Origin of the sequence: Loigolactobacillus coryniformis subsp. coryniformis KCTC 3167 = DSM 20001, assembly GCF_002706425.1 — a bacterium.
Taxonomy (GTDB): domain Bacteria; phylum Bacillota; class Bacilli; order Lactobacillales; family Lactobacillaceae; genus Loigolactobacillus; species Loigolactobacillus coryniformis.
Map to the genome: position 1 here is coordinate 1,406,532 of NZ_CP017713.1, position 16,554 is coordinate 1,423,085.

A 16,554-nucleotide genomic window follows, 5' to 3' on the forward strand; every position below is an offset into this window, starting at 1 on the left:
GCAATTCTGTGGAGACCTTAATTGTATTTATACTGATATTCGGTGCGATCGTGATCGTACACGAATTTGGCCATTTCTACTTTGCCAAGCGGGCCGGCGTCTTGGTGCGCGAATTTTCAATCGGCATGGGGCCTAAACTCTTAGCCAAACGTTATAATGGCACAACCTATACACTACGTTTACTGCCCTTGGGCGGTTATGTGCGGATGGCGGGCATGCAGGATGACGAAGATGATGAGCTACAACCAGGGACACCGGTGACATTAACGTTGAACGCTGATCAAAAAGCCACTCGGATCAACGCCAGTCAAAAAGTTTTACTAAATGACGGGATCCCCTTTGAAATTGCCCAAAGTGATCTGCAAAAGGACTTATTTGTTAGCGGTTATGAAAATGGTGATGAGGATAACTTAAAACGGTATCCAGTCGATCATGACGCCACGATCATTGAAAAAGGCGGCACTGAGGTACAAATTGCCCCCATTGATGTCCAGTTTCAGTCGGTGTCGATTTTACGACGCATGATGATCAATATTGCTGGGGTGATGAATAATTTTATTCTCGGGATCTTGACCTTTATGTTGGTGGCCTTTTTAGCTGGTGGTGTCGCCCGTTCGGACTCCAATCAGTTAGGTGCGATCCAGCCAGATTCAGTTGCGCAAAAAGCTGGCTTAAAAAGCGGTGATCAAGTCACTGCGGTCAACAATAAGAAAACGGCGACTTTTATTGACGTTGCTGAACAAATCAATCAATATCCGAATAAACGGATCAGTTTGACCGTGGTTCGTGACGGTAAGACGAGTACGGTCAAACTAACGCCGAAAGCAACCACTAGTAATGGTGAAAAGGTCGGTGTGATCGGGGTGGCCGTGGCGCAGGATCATTCGCTAGGCGCCAAAGTCACGTACGGCTTTACCTACACTTGGCAAATTCTAACGAATACGCTAAGCACACTAGGTGGCATGTTTGTCCATGGCTTTAATATCAATAATTTTGGCGGCCCAGTGGCGATGTACTCGATGACATCACAAGCCACTAAGATGGGCTTTACCACGATCTTGAATTTAATGGGCTTATTGTCGATCAGTATCGCGATCATGAATTTACTACCCATACCGGCTTTGGATGGTGGTAAATTATTGTTGAACATCATTGAAGCAATCCGGCGTAAACCGATGGACCCAGAAAAAGAGGGCATCATTACCTTGATCGGTTTCGCGTTGATGTTATTATTGATCATTGCCGTTACCTGGAACGATTTTCAACGCTTTTTCATGCGCTGAGCGGATTTAAAATTAATTAAGAAGTAAAACGTAGCGTACCATGTTGCGCTACGCTCTAAAAAGGAGCAATTTATCCATGAAACAGTCAAAAGTTTTTATCCCTACGTTAAAAGAAACGCCTAATGATGCTGACTCCAAGTCACATCAAATGATGCTGCGCGCCGGCTATATTCGCCAAATGAGCGCCGGCATTTACAGTTATTTACCATTAGCTTACAAAGTACTGCAGAAGATCAATCGGATCATCGAAGAAGAAATGGAAAAAATCGATGCCGTTGAAATGCTGATGCCTGAAGTGATCCCTGCTGAATTATGGCAAGAATCTGGCCGTTATGACACGTACGGGCCTGAATTGTTTAAATTGCGTGATCGCCATGAACGTGATTTTATCTTGGGACCAACGCACGAAGAATCATTTACCGATTTGGTGCGCGATAACTTAAATTCATACAAGAAGTTACCACAAGTGCTTTATCAAATTCAGCCAAAATATCGGGATGAAAAGCGTCCTCGGGCTGGCTTGTTACGTGGTCGTGAATTTATCATGAAGGATGCGTATTCATTTACAGCAAATGTGGCTGATCTGGATAAAATTTTCCGCCAAATGGAAGCCGCTTATCGGGCGATTTTTGATCGCTGTGGCTTGGATTATCGGGCAATTATTGGTGACGCTGGGGCAATGGGCGGTAAAGATTCCGTTGAATTTTCCGCGCCCGCCGCTATTGGTGAAGATACGATCGTTTATTCGGATGCCGGCGACTATGCCGCTAATTTGGAAATGGCTACAAGCCTGACTTTGAATAAGAAGACGACTGAAGCACCAGCTGAGTTGGAAAAAGTAGCGACGCCTGGAGCCAAAACAATCGCTGAAGTCGCTGAATTATTGAACGTTGAGGTTGAAAAAACGGCAAAAAGCATGTTATTCATCGCTGACGAAAAGCCCGTTTTAGTTTTAGTTCGCGGTGATTATGAGATCAACCCCGTTAAGCTAAAGAATTATTTGGAAGCGGATAGTTTAGAAATGGCTACGGATGAACAAGCGGTTCAATATATGGGTGCCAATTTTGGCTCATTAGGCCCCGTTAATTTAGCCGCTGATGTGCGCTTGCTAGCTGATTTCAGTGTACAAAACTTAGCTAATATTGTCGTTGGTGCCAGTGAAGATGGCTACCATTATTTAAACGTGAATGCCGACCGTGATTATACGCCAGAAGCTTATGCTGACTTGCGTTTCGTTAAGGAAGGCGAAGTATCGCCTGATGGTGAAGGCGTCTTGAAATTCACTAAAGGAATCGAGATCGGCCATGTCTTTAAATTAGGTACGCGTTATTCTAAAGTAATGAACGCTAATTTCTTGGATGAAAATGGTCGCAGCCAACCATTGATCATGGGCTCATATGGTATCGGGGTCAGCCGCTTACTGACGGCGATCGCTGAACAACAGTCCGATGACAACGGCTTGGTTTGGCCCGAAAATATTGCGCCATACACGATCCACGTGATCCCAGTTAACGTGAAGAACAAAGAACAAGTTACTTTGGCCAGTGAAGCTGAAGCTTTGTTGGAAGAAGCGGGTTACAGTGTATTGGTTGATGATCGTAAAGAACGCGCTGGCGTTAAGTTTGCGGAGTCCGATTTGATTGGGCTACCAGTGCGGGTAACCGTTGGTAAGAAAGCCAGCGAAGGGATCGTTGAAATTAAGTTACGTAAAACCGGTGAAACGATTGAAGTGCAGAAATCTGAATTAGTCAATACGATCCAGATTTTACTCAAGCAAACGGACTAGTTTCGCGCGTAAAATTTCAAGTCGCTTCGAGTTGACCTAAACGTAAATTGAGTTAAACTAAATTGTGTTTGGAAAATACTACCAGTTAGTTTTTACCGCCAATTTAGCGTCAGTGTGTTTGAAAAGGCAAGTTACTTTTTCAAACACACTTTAGAATAAAGCGGATAAGAGTGGAACGGTAAGCACCACGGTTTAGCAAATGGCTGAGCCTCACCGTTCGACTCTTTTCTTATTAAGTTTGGAAGGATGGCTGCGTTGAGTTTAAACGAGATTGAATTATTTAATAAACTGCGCGAGCAGATCAAGTTAGAAGTCACTGCTGAAAATGAACATTTTTTCACGGATGCTAAAGTCAATAAAGTGGTGGTCCATCAGCGTTCGCGTGTTTGGCAATTCCACTTAGAATTTGCGGATATTTTACCCTATCCGTTGTTCATTGACCTCGGTCAGCACTTGCAACAAGCCTTTAGTGAGATTGCCAAGATAAAATTAACGATCCAAACGCGATCGCCGCAATTAACTGATCAAAATTTAGGCGATTATTGGACTTATGTGGTCAAAACCAGTGGGATCACGTCGTCGCTGATCCAAGAACTGTGTGAAAAAGAGCAACCGTACTTGGACGACGGCCGGGTCATGCTGTTAGCCGATAACGAGATCGTTAAGAATTTTTTGACGACGCAAGCGTTAGGGCCAATTGAAGATACTTATGTTGATGTGGGTTTTCCTAAATTATCGATCCACGCCCTGATCGACGAATCAGCATCACAAGCTAAAATTGAGGCGTTTCAAGCAGCTAAAGCGAAAAAGGATGCGGCGATGGCCCAACAAGCGGCGGCATCATTGCAGCAAGCTGCCCAACAGCGACAGCAGCAACAAGCTAGCGAGAAGACGATCAGTGGCCCGATTACAATGGGTCGCGCGATCAATCCTAATGAACCTGTCCGCCAGATGATCGATATTCAAGAAGAAGAAAATTCCTTAGTGATCGAAGGCTACGTCTTTGATCTAGAAATTCGGGTGTTGCGCTCGAAGCGCCAATTATTGATCTTTAAGATGACTGACTACACATCCTCATTCACCGTCAAAAAGTTCTCCCGTAATGATGAGGACGAAGCACTGTTTGCGGCGATGAAAAAGGGGATCTGGGTCAAGGTCAAAGGGAGCGTTCAAGAAGACAACTTTATGCGTGATTTGGTGGTCAACGCTCGTGACGTCCAAGAAGTCAAACACGCTGTCCGCCAAGATACTGCGCCGGAAGGTCAAAAGCGGGTCGAATTGCATTTACATTCGAATATGAGTCAGATGGATGCGACCAATAGTATTTCTGATTACGTTGCCCAAGCAGCTAAGTGGGGGCAAAAAGCGATCGCCATCACCGATCATGCTGCCTTGCAGGCTTTTCCCGAAGCCCACAATGCCGGCAAGAAAAACGGCGTTAAGATTTTGTACGGCGTCGAGGCTAACTTAGTTGATGATGGTGTGCCGATCGCCTATAACTTGGATCATACACCGTTAAATGACGATACGGAATATGTGGTTTTTGATACCGAAACAACTGGGTTATCAGCGGTTTACGATTCGATCATTGAATTGGCTGCCGTTAAAATGAAAAACGGTGAAGTGATCGCCGAGTTTGAGGAATTTATCGACCCCGGGCATCCGTTGTCGGAAACGACGATCAATTTGACCAGTATTACGGACGACATGGTCCGTGGCACCAATACCGAAGAAGAAGCATTCGCTAAGTTTCAGAAATTTTACGCGGGCACTGTATTAGTCGGGCATAACGTCACTTTTGACGTGGGCTTTTTAAATGCTGGCTTTGGCCGGCATAATATGGGGCAGATCGACGTACCGGTGATCGATACTTTGGAATTAGCCCGGATGCTGCATCCTGAGTTTAAGAACCATAAGTTGGATTCGTTGGCCAAGCGCTTTAAAGTCAGTTTGGAACACCATCACCGGGCCAATGCCGATGCTGAATCGACTGGGCATTTGTTGTATATCTTCTTGAAGGAAGCTAAGCAACACTACCAGATGGAATTTGTTGATCAATTAAATGATCGTGTCGGCGAAAATGAAGCGTATAAGCAGGCACGGCCGTTCCACGCGGTTTTATTGGCGCAGACTCAAGCTGGCTTAAAAAACTTGTTTAAGTTAGTTTCGCTATCGATGATCAAGTACTTCTACCGCATTCCACGGATGCCGCGTAGTTTGGTCAATCAGTATCGCGAAGGTATTCTGATTGGTTCGGCTTGTTCTAGTGGTGAAGTTTTTACCGCCATGATGCAAAAAGGCTACAATGAAGCGCGGGATAAGGCGAAGTTTTATGACTACCTTGAAGTCATGCCTAAGCCCGTCTATGCACCGTTATTGGAGCGTGAATTAGTCAACAACAATGGCGACTTAGAAGATATTATTCGTAATATCGTCAAGATTGGCGAGGAATTACAGCTCCCAGTTGTGGCGACTGGTGATGCGCACTATTTAAACCCAGAAGATAAGATTTACCGTAAGATCTTGATTAATTCGCAAGGTGGGGCTAACCCGCTCAACCGGATCAATTTGCCGGACGTTCATTTCCGTTCGACCGATGAAATGCTGAAGTCATTCCAATTCCTTGGCGATCAAGTGGCGCAGCAATTAGTCGTCACTAATCCGAATGCGCTGGCTGATCGGATCGATGAGATCTCGCCGGTCAAAGACAAACTGTACACGCCGAAAATGCCTGGTGCGGAAGATGATATCAAGAATATGACCTACACGTTAGCGCATAAATTATACGGGGAAGAGTTGCCGGAGATCGTTGCTGCTCGAATCGACCAAGAATTGAAAAGTATTATCGGTAACGGGTTTGCGGTCCATTATTTGATCGCGCAGAAGTTAGTGTACAAAAGTAACAAAGACGGTTATTTAGTTGGTTCCCGGGGATCTGTCGGTTCAAGTTTAGTGGCCTTTTTGGCGGGGATCACTGAGATTAACGCTTTGCCACCACATTATCGCTGTGCCCAATGTCATTATTCAGAGTTTTATACTAAAGGTGAATATGGCTCTGGCTATGATTTACCGGATAAAAAGTGCCCGAATTGCGGCGCTGAGCTGGAAAAAGACGGTCACGATATTCCTTTCGAAACTTTCTTAGGTTTTACCGGGAACAAAGTGCCGGATATTGATTTGAACTTCTCTGGTGACTACCAGCCGATCGCCCATAACTACATGAAAGTGTTGTTTGGCGAGAATAACGTCTTCCGTGCCGGGACGATCGGTACCGTGGCCGATAAAACCGGTTACGGTTACGTTAAAGCTTACGAGCGTGATACCGGCCAAACTTATCGTGGCGCCGAAGTTGACCGTTTGGCTAAAGGCACTACCGGCGTTAAACGGACCACTGGGCAGCATCCCGCGGGTATTTTGATCGTCCCTGATTACATGGATATTTATGATTTCACGCCGATTCAGTATCCAGCCGATGACCAAAACGCATCGTGGCGTACCAGTCATTTTGATTTCCACTCGATCCATGACAATATTTTGAAAATGGATATTCTGGGCCATGATGATCCAACGATGATCCGTAAACTTCAGGATCTGTCGGGGATCGAACCAAAATCGATCCCACCAGTTGACCCCAAAGTTATGTCGTTATTTTCAGGTACCGATGTTCTCGGCGTCACACCAGAGCAGATCGGCTCCAAAACGGGGACGTTAGGCATTCCTGAATTTGGGACGCGTTTTGTTCGGGGCATGTTGGAAGAAACTAATCCGACGACCTTCTCTGAATTGCTGCAGATCTCTGGTTTATCTCACGGGACCGACGTGTGGTTAGGTAACGCCGAGGAATTGATCCAAAAGGGGATCGTCACTTTGAAAGACGTTATCGGTTGTCGTGATAATATCATGCTGGATCTGATCCACTATGGGATGGATGCATCGATGGCGTTCAATATTATGGAACACGTGCGTAAGGGCCGCGGTATCCCCGATGATTGGCAGCAAGCGATGCGCGATAACGGTAACGTGCCCGATTGGTACATCGATTCATGCTTGAAGATCAAGTATATGTTCCCGAAGGCCCATGCGGCGGCGTATATTTTGATGGCGCTACGGGTGGCGTACTTTAAAGTTTATTACCCGATTTTGTACTACGCGGCCTATTTCACTGTCCGGGCGGATGATTTTGACCTCGTGGCAATGTCGCGCGGGAAAGACGCAGTCAAGTCAGCGATGAAAGAGATCACTGATAAAGGTATGGACGCTTCGGCTAAGGAAAAGAACTTGCTGACCGTGTTAGAATTAGCCAACGAAATGTTGGAGCGCGGCTTTAAGTTTGAAATGGTCGACATCACCCGTTCTGATGCGGCTGAATTTTTAATTGAGGACGACGGCAAAACGTTGTTAGCGCCATTCCGCGCAGTGCCTAGCTTAGGCATGAACGTCGCCAAGCAGATCGTATCGGCGCGCGAAGAAAAACCATTCTTGTCTAAAGAAGATTTAAGTAAGCGCGGGAAAGTGTCGAAAACATTGATCGATTACTTGACTGAAAATCGCGTCTTGGAAGATTTACCAGATGAGAATCAGTTATCCCTGTTCGATATGATGTAAATAAGCGTGTAAGTTGCGTCAGAACCGAATTTGTGGTAATATAATGAATGTATTTAGAGACTTTGGTCGAGTGAGCAGCGATGCTCACTCTTTTTATTGGATAAAGTGAGTTTTACCAAAGGCAAAAACGTTGCCAGTACAGTATTTAGCGCAACAATGCACCATTATTGAGCAGCAATTGTTCTACGTTTAATAGGACTTTTAAGCTTTTTTAAAAAGATTAGGGGAATTATTTTGCCGGAACAAACTAAAATTGCGAAAAGGAGGCAATGGTTTGAGCTCGGTTGTTGAAAGAGTCCAAGATGTTGTCCAACCAATCGTGGACAGTCATCAATTTGAATTAGTTGATATTGAATTTGTTAAAGAAGGTAAGAGCTGGTACTTACGGGTTTACATTGATAAACCTGCCGGCATTACCCTTGAAGATTGTGCTATGATCAGTGAAAAAATTAGTGAAACGCTGGATTCAATGGATCCGGACCCGATTCCGCAAGCTTACTATCTAGAAGTTTCGTCGCCAGGCGCTGAACGACCTTTAAAAAAAGAAGCTGATTATCAGCGCGCTTTAAATAGTTACATCCATATTTCATTGTACCAAGCAGTTAATGGGACAAAAATTTATGAAGGTACTTTGACGGCGGTAACGCCAGAAGAGCTAACGTTGTCAGTTAAAATTAAAACTCGGCGTAAGGAATTTACATTTGCGCGTAAACAGATCGCGCAAGCTAGATTAGCCATCGAATTTTAATCGGGAAGGAACAATTACCATGAGCAAGGAAATGTTAAGTGCATTAGATGCCCTTGAGTCTGAAAAAGGCGTTAAAAAAGAAGTTGTCATTGAGGCGCTGGAAGCTGCATTAGTCTCGGCTTACAAGCGTAATTATGGTCAAGCACAAAATGTGGAAGTTGAATTTGATCAGAGAAAAGGCGACATTCACGTTTATGCGGTTAAAGAAGTAACGGACGAAGTGTTCGATTCACGTTTAGAAGTTAGCCTAAAGGAAGCTTTGGCAATCAACGAAGCTTACGAAGTCGGCGATGATATTCGTTTTGAAGTCACACCAAAAGATTTCGGACGGATCGCTGCCCAGACGGCTAAGCAAGTCATCATGCAACGAGTTCGTGAAGCGGAACGTAGCATTATTTATGATCAATATATCAAGTATGAAAATGAGATCATGCAAGGGGTCGTGGAACGTCGCGACAGTCGGTATATCTACGTTAATTTAGGCAAGATCGAAGCTATTTTGTCTAAGAGTGACCAAATGCCGAACGAACATTACGAACCGCATGATCGCATCAAAGTTTATGTGACCAAAGTTGAAAATACACCAAAAGGACCACAAGTCTACGTTAGTCGGACTCATCCGGATCTAGTTAAACGGTTATTTGAACAAGAAGTTCCGGAGATCTATGATGGCACGGTGGAAATTGTGTCAATCGCTCGTGAAGCCGGCGATCGGACTAAAATGGCTGTTCGCAGTCATGACGCCAACGTTGATTCGGTTGGGACCTGTGTTGGCCCACGTGGTCAGCGGGTACAAGCCATCGTCAATGAATTATCCGGTGAAAACATGGATATCATTGAATGGGTGGACGATCCAGCTGAATACATTGCGAATGCATTGAATCCAGCCCAAGTCGTTGATGTCACTTTTGATCCTGAAAATGACAAAGCCGTTACGGTGATCGTGCCTGATTATCAATTATCATTAGCCATCGGTAAACGGGGCCAAAATGCGCGTTTAGCTGCCAAGCTAACGGGTTATAAGATTGATATCAAGTCAGAAACTGAGGCTGATGAATTGGCTAATACTGCGTCAACGACTGAAGCTGCACCTGCTGAAGAAGCAGCTTCTGCGGCAGAGCCAGAAACGGCGCCAGCAACTGATGACGCGCCAACTGTCCCTGATGACGCAGCTGATTTAAACGACTAATCAACGGAAAAGGAGCAAAACTTGAGTATGAAACCAAGAAAGATCCCGATGCGTAAAGATGTCGTCAGCAATGAAATGAAACCAAAAAAAGAAATGGTCCGTGTGGTTCGCAGCAAAGAAGGCGAAGTCGCAATCGATCCGACTGGTAAAAAGTCGGGCCGGGGCGCTTACGTTTCACTTGAACCCACTGCCGTTGAAGAAGCCGCAAAAAAGCATATCTTAGATAAGGCTTTGAATGCCACCGTTGACGATGATTTTTATAGCGAACTATTAGCTTATGTGAAACATCAAAAAGCGCGTAAAGAACTTTTTGGCGATAAAAATGGAAAATAATCAAAAAGCACTAAACCTGCTAGGATTAAGTTTACGAGCAGGTGCATTGACAATGGGTGAAGGCTTAGTTTTAAAAGCGATCCAGCAACAGAAAGTGATGTTGGTGTTGGTCGCAGCTGATGCTAGTCAGGCAACACGTGATAAATTTAGCGCTAAAGGCGATTTTTATCACGTACCAGTAATAACAGCCTTCACGAAGGAAGCAATGAGTCAGGCGCTAGGCCGACCGCGTACGATCGTTGGGATCACCAACGCCGGGTTTGCCCGCCGACTTATTGCCTTACTGAAAACGTAGGGAGCGTGAAGATATGGGTAAAAAACGTATCTACGAATTAGCGAAAGAATTAGATGTCCAATCAAAAGTAGTGATTGATCGGGCGAAAAAAGCTGGAATCGATATTAAGAATCATATGTCCACGATTGACGATGCGCAAGAAAAAGTATTGCGTAACGCGATCAGTGGCGGAAAGGTGGCCAATACGCCAAATACTCAGCCGGTGGATCACACCAAAAAGGCAGCGCCAGCACCTCAGGCAGCACGCCCACAACAACCGACGCGTAACGAACACAGTCATGACGCGCATACACCTGCACATAATGACCGTGATCGCAACCAACCAAACCGGAATTACCAAGGCCAACACAGTAACAACAACTCAGGCCAACGTAGTAATCAAAACCAGCATGGTAACAACAATCATTCACAAAATCGTAATGATCGTTATAACCATAATAACAACCACAATAACAAGCCACGGGTATCAGCTAGCAATAACCGGGTAGCACCAAACCCACAAAATCGCGCTGATAACCGGGCACCAGTAAATGCAGCAAAACCAATCAGTTCGGCTAATTCTACGGTAAGAAGCAGCAATAACCGTAATCAAGGTACCGTTGGCGGCAACACTGCTGGTGGTAATCGTAATAGTAGCAGTCGCTTTGGTAACAATAATAGTAACCGTGGCGGCCGTGGTGGTAACAATCGTTTTGGTGGCAATGCTGGCGGCGGTCGTTTCAACAAGAAGCGCAATCGTCGTAACAAACGCCAGAACCATTCTGTTACGCCACCAACAACGCGGAAAGAACGGGCTTTGCCAGAAGTATTACAATACACTGAAGGCATGAACGTTCAAGATATCGCTAAGTTGATCCACCGTGAACCAGCCGAAATCATCAAAAAATTATTCATGATGGGCGTTATGGTTAACCAAAACCAGTCGTTAGAAAAAGATACGATCGAAGTTTTGGCAGCGGATTATGGCATCAAAGCTGAAGAAAAAGTTCAAGTAGATATTTCTGATTTGGATAAATTCTTTGCTGCTGAAGAAGCGAATACTAGTTATCAAGAAAAGCGGCCACCAGTTGTTACGATCATGGGGCACGTCGATCATGGTAAAACAACCTTGCTGGATAAGTTACGCCATACTAGTGTGACTGAAGGCGAAGCCGGCGGGATCACCCAAGCAATCGGTGCTTATCAAGTTAAGTCGAATGATCGTTTGATCACGTTCTTGGATACCCCAGGACATGCGGCCTTTACTGATATGCGTGCACGTGGCGCTGATGTGACTGATATTATTGTTTTAGTTGTTGCCGCTGATGATGGCGTAATGCCACAAACGATTGAAGCCATTAACCATGCGAAAGCAGCTAATGCGCCAATTATCGTTGCGGTCAACAAAATCGATAAACCGAATGCTAACCCGAACCATGTGATGGAACAATTGACTGAATATGAATTGATTCCTGAAGACTGGGGTGGCGATACGATCTTCGTTCCAATTTCAGCTAAGTTTGGTAAGAACCTAGATGAATTATTGGAAATGATCTTATTGGAAGCTGACATGCTGGAATTGAAAGCCAATCCTAAGCAAAAAGGTGCCGGTACGGTTATCGAAGCGCGTTTGGATAAAGGTAAGGGTGCTGTCGCATCGTTATTAGTTCAACAAGGGACTTTACGCATCGGTGATCCAATCGTTGTCGGTAACACGTTTGGTCGTGTCCGCGTTATGACTAATGACCGTGGTCGTCGGATCAAAGAAGCTAAGCCATCAACACCAGTAGAAATCACTGGTTTAAGTGATGTACCAGAATCAGCCGATAAGTTTATCGTCTTTGATGACGAAAAAACAGCACGGGCTGCTGGTGAAGAACGGGCTAAACAAGCTGTTTTGGCTCAACGTAACCGGACGAAGCATGTCACATTGGACAATTTGTTTGAAACCATGCAAGAAGGTCAACTTAAAGAAGTCGATATTATTATCAAAGCTGACGTTCAAGGTTCAGTTGAAGCTTTAGCTAATAGCTTGCAAAAAATCGATGTTGAAGGCGTGCGGGTCAATATCATCCATGAAGCCGTTGGTGCGATCAATGAAAGTGATGTCACCTTAGCTGCTGCAAGTAACGCGGTTATCATCGGTTTCAACGTTCGTCCAACACCACGGGCTAAAGACCAAGCTAGCACCGAAGACGTTGATATCCGCTTGCATAACGTTATCTACAACGCAATCGATGAAGTAGAAACTGCGATGAAAGGGATGCTCGAACCAACTTACCGCGAGAAGGTTATCGGTCAGTTAGATGTACGGCAAACCTACAAAGTTTCTAAAGTTGGCACGATTGCTGGCTTTATCGTGACTTCAGGTGTGGTCAAACGTGATTCTGGCGTTCGCTTAATTCGTGATGGCATTGTCGTTTACGAAGGTAAGATCGCTAGCTTGAAGCATTTGAAAGACGACGTTAAAGAAGTCAAACAAGGTTTCGAAGGTGGCTTAATGATCGAAAACTACAACGACGTCAAGGAAGGCGACCAAATCGAAGTCTTCATCATGGAAGAAGTTCCCGTCGAATAGTTTTAGATACGTTTAGACCATAATTGTGTAATAGGGCCATGTTTCTTGCGGCGAGTAGTTTGCCACAAGAATGGTCACCGACTGGAACATCAAAATTTATTAGTGTATTTGGCTAATAAATCACCTTAATTGTGTAATAGGAGGTAGCGTAATGGCACAATATCGGATTGGCCGTGTTTCCCAAGAAATTCAAAAGGAAACAACGGACATTTTATTGAAGCGTGTGCGTGATCCCCGGGTCGCAGGCGTCACCATCACTGGCGTTAACGTCACTGGCGATTTACAGCAAGCGACGATCTACTACAGTATTCTTTCTGACAAAGCCGGCGACGGTGAAAAAGCACAGCGCGGCTTAGAGAAGGCTACCGGCTTAATTCGGATGGAATTAGGCCAACGGATTCGCTTATTTAAGATTCCTGAACTGACTTTTGCTCGGGATGAATCTGTTCAGTACGGTAATCGAATCGATGAACTGATCAATCAGTTACATCGGGAAGAGCGTTAAGTTAAAATTTAGCAGACCTTGAGCAATTTTGCTTCAGGTCTGTTTTTTTGCGCTATTTTGTTGGCCGACTAGTGACCAGGCTAAATGTGCTATAATGATTTAGTTTGTAAGAGTCATGAAGATTAAGACTTTTACGGTGAGATAGCCATGTGAATCATGAAGGCGGAGGAAAATAATGAACGGAATTCTACCACTATATAAACCACGCGGCATGACCAGCCACGATTGTGATGCCCAACTGCGGCGCTTATTTCATACGCGTCGTGTCGGTCATGGCGGCACATTGGACCCAAATGTGGACGGGGTGCTACCGATCTGTATTGGGACTGCCACTAAGGTCGTTGACTATTTGGTGGCCGGCGGCAAAACTTATCAGGGTGAGGTAACGTTGGGTTTTGCGACCACGACTGAAGATCTGGATGGTGAGGTGGTTGAAAAAACACCACTCACCGCTGGCTTTAGTACGGCTCAGATCGATGCGCAAATGCAAACTTTTATTGGAACGATCACGCAGATCCCGCCGATGTTTTCTGCGGTTAAGGTTAAAGGTCGCCGGCTGTATGACTATGCTCGGGCTGGTGAAACTGTCGAACGGCCACAACGGCAAGTGACGCTAACTGATTTTAAACGCTTAAATGAACCAGAATTTGACGCGGTTGCCGGGACACAGAAGTTTCGTTTTGAGGTCAGCTGTTCTAAAGGGACATATGTGCGTACTTTAGCCGTTGATCTTGGCCGTAAACTAGGTGTTGCGGCGGTGATGTCAGCACTGACTCGGGTACAAAGTGGTGGCTTTACTTTAGCCGATACGATTGATCTGGATACCGTGGCAAAATTAAGTGCTGAAGATAAATTGGCAACGATTTTGCGCCCAATGGAGACGGCCCTAAGCGCTTATCCACAAGTTGAGTTAACGGCAGAACAGTGGGCAAAGGTGCAAAATGGCGCCTTTTTACCGCGAGCGGAATTGACACAATTAGATGAAGTGATCGCGTTAGTTTATGATCAAAAAATCAAGGCCCTTTATCAACCGCATCCAGAGTACCCGCACTTATTTCAACCAGTTAAAATGTTTCTGGCAAATGAATAATTCTATTTAGATTGGAGTCAAGGTTTAATGAAGATCGTACGAATTCATCATCCATATACTGTCGATCAAATTAGTGCGACGCCAGTGATTTTGGCGTTAGGCTTTTTTGATGGGGTGCATCGTGGTCACCAGACTGTGATCAAACGGGCCGCGACCATTGCCCGGCAACGGCAAATACCCTTAGCGGTGATGACCTTTAATCAGCATCCTGGCTTGGTATTCCACCAATTGGATGCCGAACAAATGAAGTATTTAACGACGCCTGCGATGAAAGCTGATTTGATGGCGCAATTAGGTGTCGATATTTTATATATTGTGGAGTTTACGTCTGCGTTTGCGGCATTATCACCCGCTGATTTCGTGGATCAATACATTGTTGGACTGCACGCTCAAGTAGCGGTTGCTGGTTTTGACTATACTTTTGGTCCTGAGCAGGCGACGATGCAAGATTTACCCCGTTATGCCAATGGGCGTTTCGATGTGGTTGAGGTCGCTCAGCAGCAAGATAATGCGGCTAAAATCAGTTCAACGCGGATCCGGGCAGCAATTAAGGCTGGCGATGTGGATCAAGCAAATCGGCTGTTAGGTTATCCCTACCGCAATGTGGGCGTCGTGGTACATGGCGTGGCCCGTGGGCGAACGATCGGCTTCCCCACACTGAATTTAGCAATCGATCCTGCACAACATGTGCCGGGGATCGGTATTTATGCGGTTAAATTAGCCATTGCTGGCCGCTGGTACACTGGCATGACTTCGATTGGCCGTAATGTAACTTTCGGTGATGATAACGCAGTTACAGTTGAGATCTATGTTTTAGACTTTGATCAAATGGTCTACGGGGAACAGGTACAAGTTGCGTGGTTCTCGCGGCTACGCGGGGAAATAAAATTTGCGGATGCTACTGGCTTAGTTCAACAATTACAGCAAGATAAACAGCATACTCAGGACTATTTTACTCAGCATAGTGGGCAGGTGACACTATGACCGGTGCCTATATCCACATTCCTTTTTGTGAGCATATTTGCTATTACTGTGATTTCAACAAAGTTTTTTTGGCAGGACAACCGGTAGATGATTATGTGGATTGTTTGTTACAAGAAATGTGCTTAGTTACGGCCGCTCATCCTGAAAAAACAATTGATACGTTATATGTCGGCGGCGGCACACCGACAACCTTGACGCCGGCGCAATTAGATCGTCTACTAACCGGTATGCAGGAGATTTTACCTTTTACTGGTCAAGAATTCACTTTTGAAGCCAATCCCAATGATCTACTAACTACGGATAAACTAGCGGTATTGCATGCCCATGGTGTTAACCGTTTAAGTATCGGAGTGCAGTCATTTAATGATGACGTGTTGAAAAAGATTGGGCGAATCCATCGTAGCGCTGATGTTTATACGGCGATTGCAAATGCACGTAAAGTTGGTTTTGAAAACATCAGTATTGACTTAATTTTTCGCTTACCGGGTCAAAGTATGGCTGATTTTACCGATAGTTTGGATAAAGCGATTGCGCTGGATCTACCACACTATTCAACCTATTCATTGATTCTGGAACGAAAAACAGTTTTCTATAATTTAATGCGGCAGGGTAAATTACATTTACCTTCAGAAGATGTTGAAGCTGATATGTATGAGTTGGCTTTGGAAAAATTTGCGGCTGCGGGACGACCTCAGTATGAGATCAGTAACTTTGCACGACCAGGCTACGAATCACAACATAATTTGACCTACTGGCGCAATGACAATTATTTCGGCTTTGGTGCCGGTGCCAGTGGTTATTTAGGTAAGGAACGTTACCAAAATTTTGGTCCGATCCAACAATATTTAACCCCGCTACATGAGGGACACGTGCCTGTCTTGCAACGGCATGTCTTGCCGCGTAGTGAACAAATCGAAGAAGAAATGTTTCTTGGGTTAAGAACGGTTGCTGGTGTCGACAAAGCACGCTTTGCCGCTAAATTTAGTTTACCGATGGCAGAACTCTATGGGACGACGATCGCTGAATTAGTGGCGCGTGGGCTGTTAGCAGAGGATGAGCAACATATTCATTTAACCCGACGTGGTGAATTTATGGGGAATGAAGTTTTTCAAGCTTTCTTATTGGATGACGAAACTTAGCCATTTGTAGCGCAACTTTAACCCTGGAAAGTGAGCGGGT

The 16,554-nt window shown here is 45.0% G+C and carries 12 protein-coding genes; all 12 read left to right on the top strand.

Going from position 1 to position 16,554, the window contains the following annotated elements:
• The first annotated feature begins 8 nt into the window (after positions 1 to 8).
• The 12 genes from rseP to hemW all read left to right on the top strand — a co-directional run bounded on the left by rseP (position 9) and on the right by hemW (position 16,514).
• Positions 9 to 1,283, top strand: coding sequence for an RIP metalloprotease RseP (rseP, locus tag LC20001_RS06965; protein ID WP_003677017.1), 1,275 nt, complete (start codon positions 9 to 11; stop codon positions 1,281 to 1,283).
• Between the two features lie 76 nt (positions 1,284 to 1,359).
• Positions 1,360 to 3,069 carry a proline--tRNA ligase gene (locus tag LC20001_RS06970; RefSeq protein WP_003677015.1) on the top strand — a complete coding sequence of 570 codons (1,710 nt, stop codon included), beginning with the start codon at positions 1,360 to 1,362 and terminating at the stop codon, positions 3,067 to 3,069.
• 255 nt (positions 3,070 to 3,324) lie between these two features.
• Positions 3,325 to 7,674, top strand: coding sequence for a PolC-type DNA polymerase III (locus LC20001_RS06975; protein ID WP_010010059.1), 4,350 nt, complete (start codon positions 3,325 to 3,327; stop codon positions 7,672 to 7,674).
• A 274-nt stretch (positions 7,675 to 7,948) separates the two neighbouring features.
• Positions 7,949 to 8,422, top strand: coding sequence for a ribosome maturation factor RimP (gene rimP / locus LC20001_RS06980; protein ID WP_003677010.1), 474 nt, complete (start codon positions 7,949 to 7,951; stop codon positions 8,420 to 8,422).
• Between the two features lie 19 nt (positions 8,423 to 8,441).
• Positions 8,442 to 9,611 carry a transcription termination factor NusA gene (nusA, locus tag LC20001_RS06985; RefSeq protein WP_003677008.1) on the top strand — a complete coding sequence of 390 codons (1,170 nt, stop codon included), beginning with the start codon at positions 8,442 to 8,444 and terminating at the stop codon, positions 9,609 to 9,611.
• A gap of 27 nt (positions 9,612 to 9,638) precedes the next feature.
• Positions 9,639 to 9,944: an RNase P modulator RnpM gene (gene rnpM / locus LC20001_RS06990; RefSeq protein ID WP_010010057.1), complete on the top strand. Its 306-nt coding sequence runs from the start codon at positions 9,639 to 9,641 to the stop codon at positions 9,942 to 9,944.
• Positions 9,934 to 10,239, top strand: coding sequence for a L7Ae/L30e/S12e/Gadd45 family ribosomal protein (locus LC20001_RS06995; RefSeq protein WP_010010056.1), 306 nt, complete (start codon positions 9,934 to 9,936; stop codon positions 10,237 to 10,239). The genes rnpM and LC20001_RS06995 overlap by 11 nt, the downstream gene beginning before the upstream one ends.
• 13 nt (positions 10,240 to 10,252) lie before the next feature.
• Positions 10,253 to 12,796 (top strand): translation initiation factor IF-2, encoded by a 2,544-nt coding sequence (infB, locus tag LC20001_RS07000; RefSeq protein ID WP_035456679.1) that lies wholly within the window; start codon positions 10,253 to 10,255, stop codon positions 12,794 to 12,796.
• Positions 12,797 to 12,947: 151 nt separating this feature from the next.
• Positions 12,948 to 13,301, top strand: coding sequence for a 30S ribosome-binding factor RbfA (rbfA, locus tag LC20001_RS07005; protein WP_003677003.1), 354 nt, complete (start codon positions 12,948 to 12,950; stop codon positions 13,299 to 13,301).
• 175 nt (positions 13,302 to 13,476) lie between these two features.
• The gene (gene truB, locus LC20001_RS07010) at positions 13,477 to 14,391 is read left to right on the top strand and encodes a tRNA pseudouridine(55) synthase TruB (RefSeq protein WP_003677000.1); all 915 of its coding nucleotides are present in this window, start codon (positions 13,477 to 13,479) and stop codon (positions 14,389 to 14,391) included.
• Between the two features lie 27 nt (positions 14,392 to 14,418).
• Entirely contained in the window at positions 14,419 to 15,375 is a 957-nt protein-coding gene (gene ribF / locus LC20001_RS07015; RefSeq protein ID WP_010010053.1) for a riboflavin biosynthesis protein RibF, read from the top strand.
• A complete protein-coding gene (hemW, locus tag LC20001_RS07020; RefSeq protein WP_003676997.1) occupies positions 15,372 to 16,514 on the top strand; it encodes a radical SAM family heme chaperone HemW in 1,143 nt (380 codons plus the stop codon). Before ribF ends, hemW begins: the two co-directional genes overlap by 4 nt.
• Positions 16,515 to 16,554: the final 40 nt, after the last annotated feature.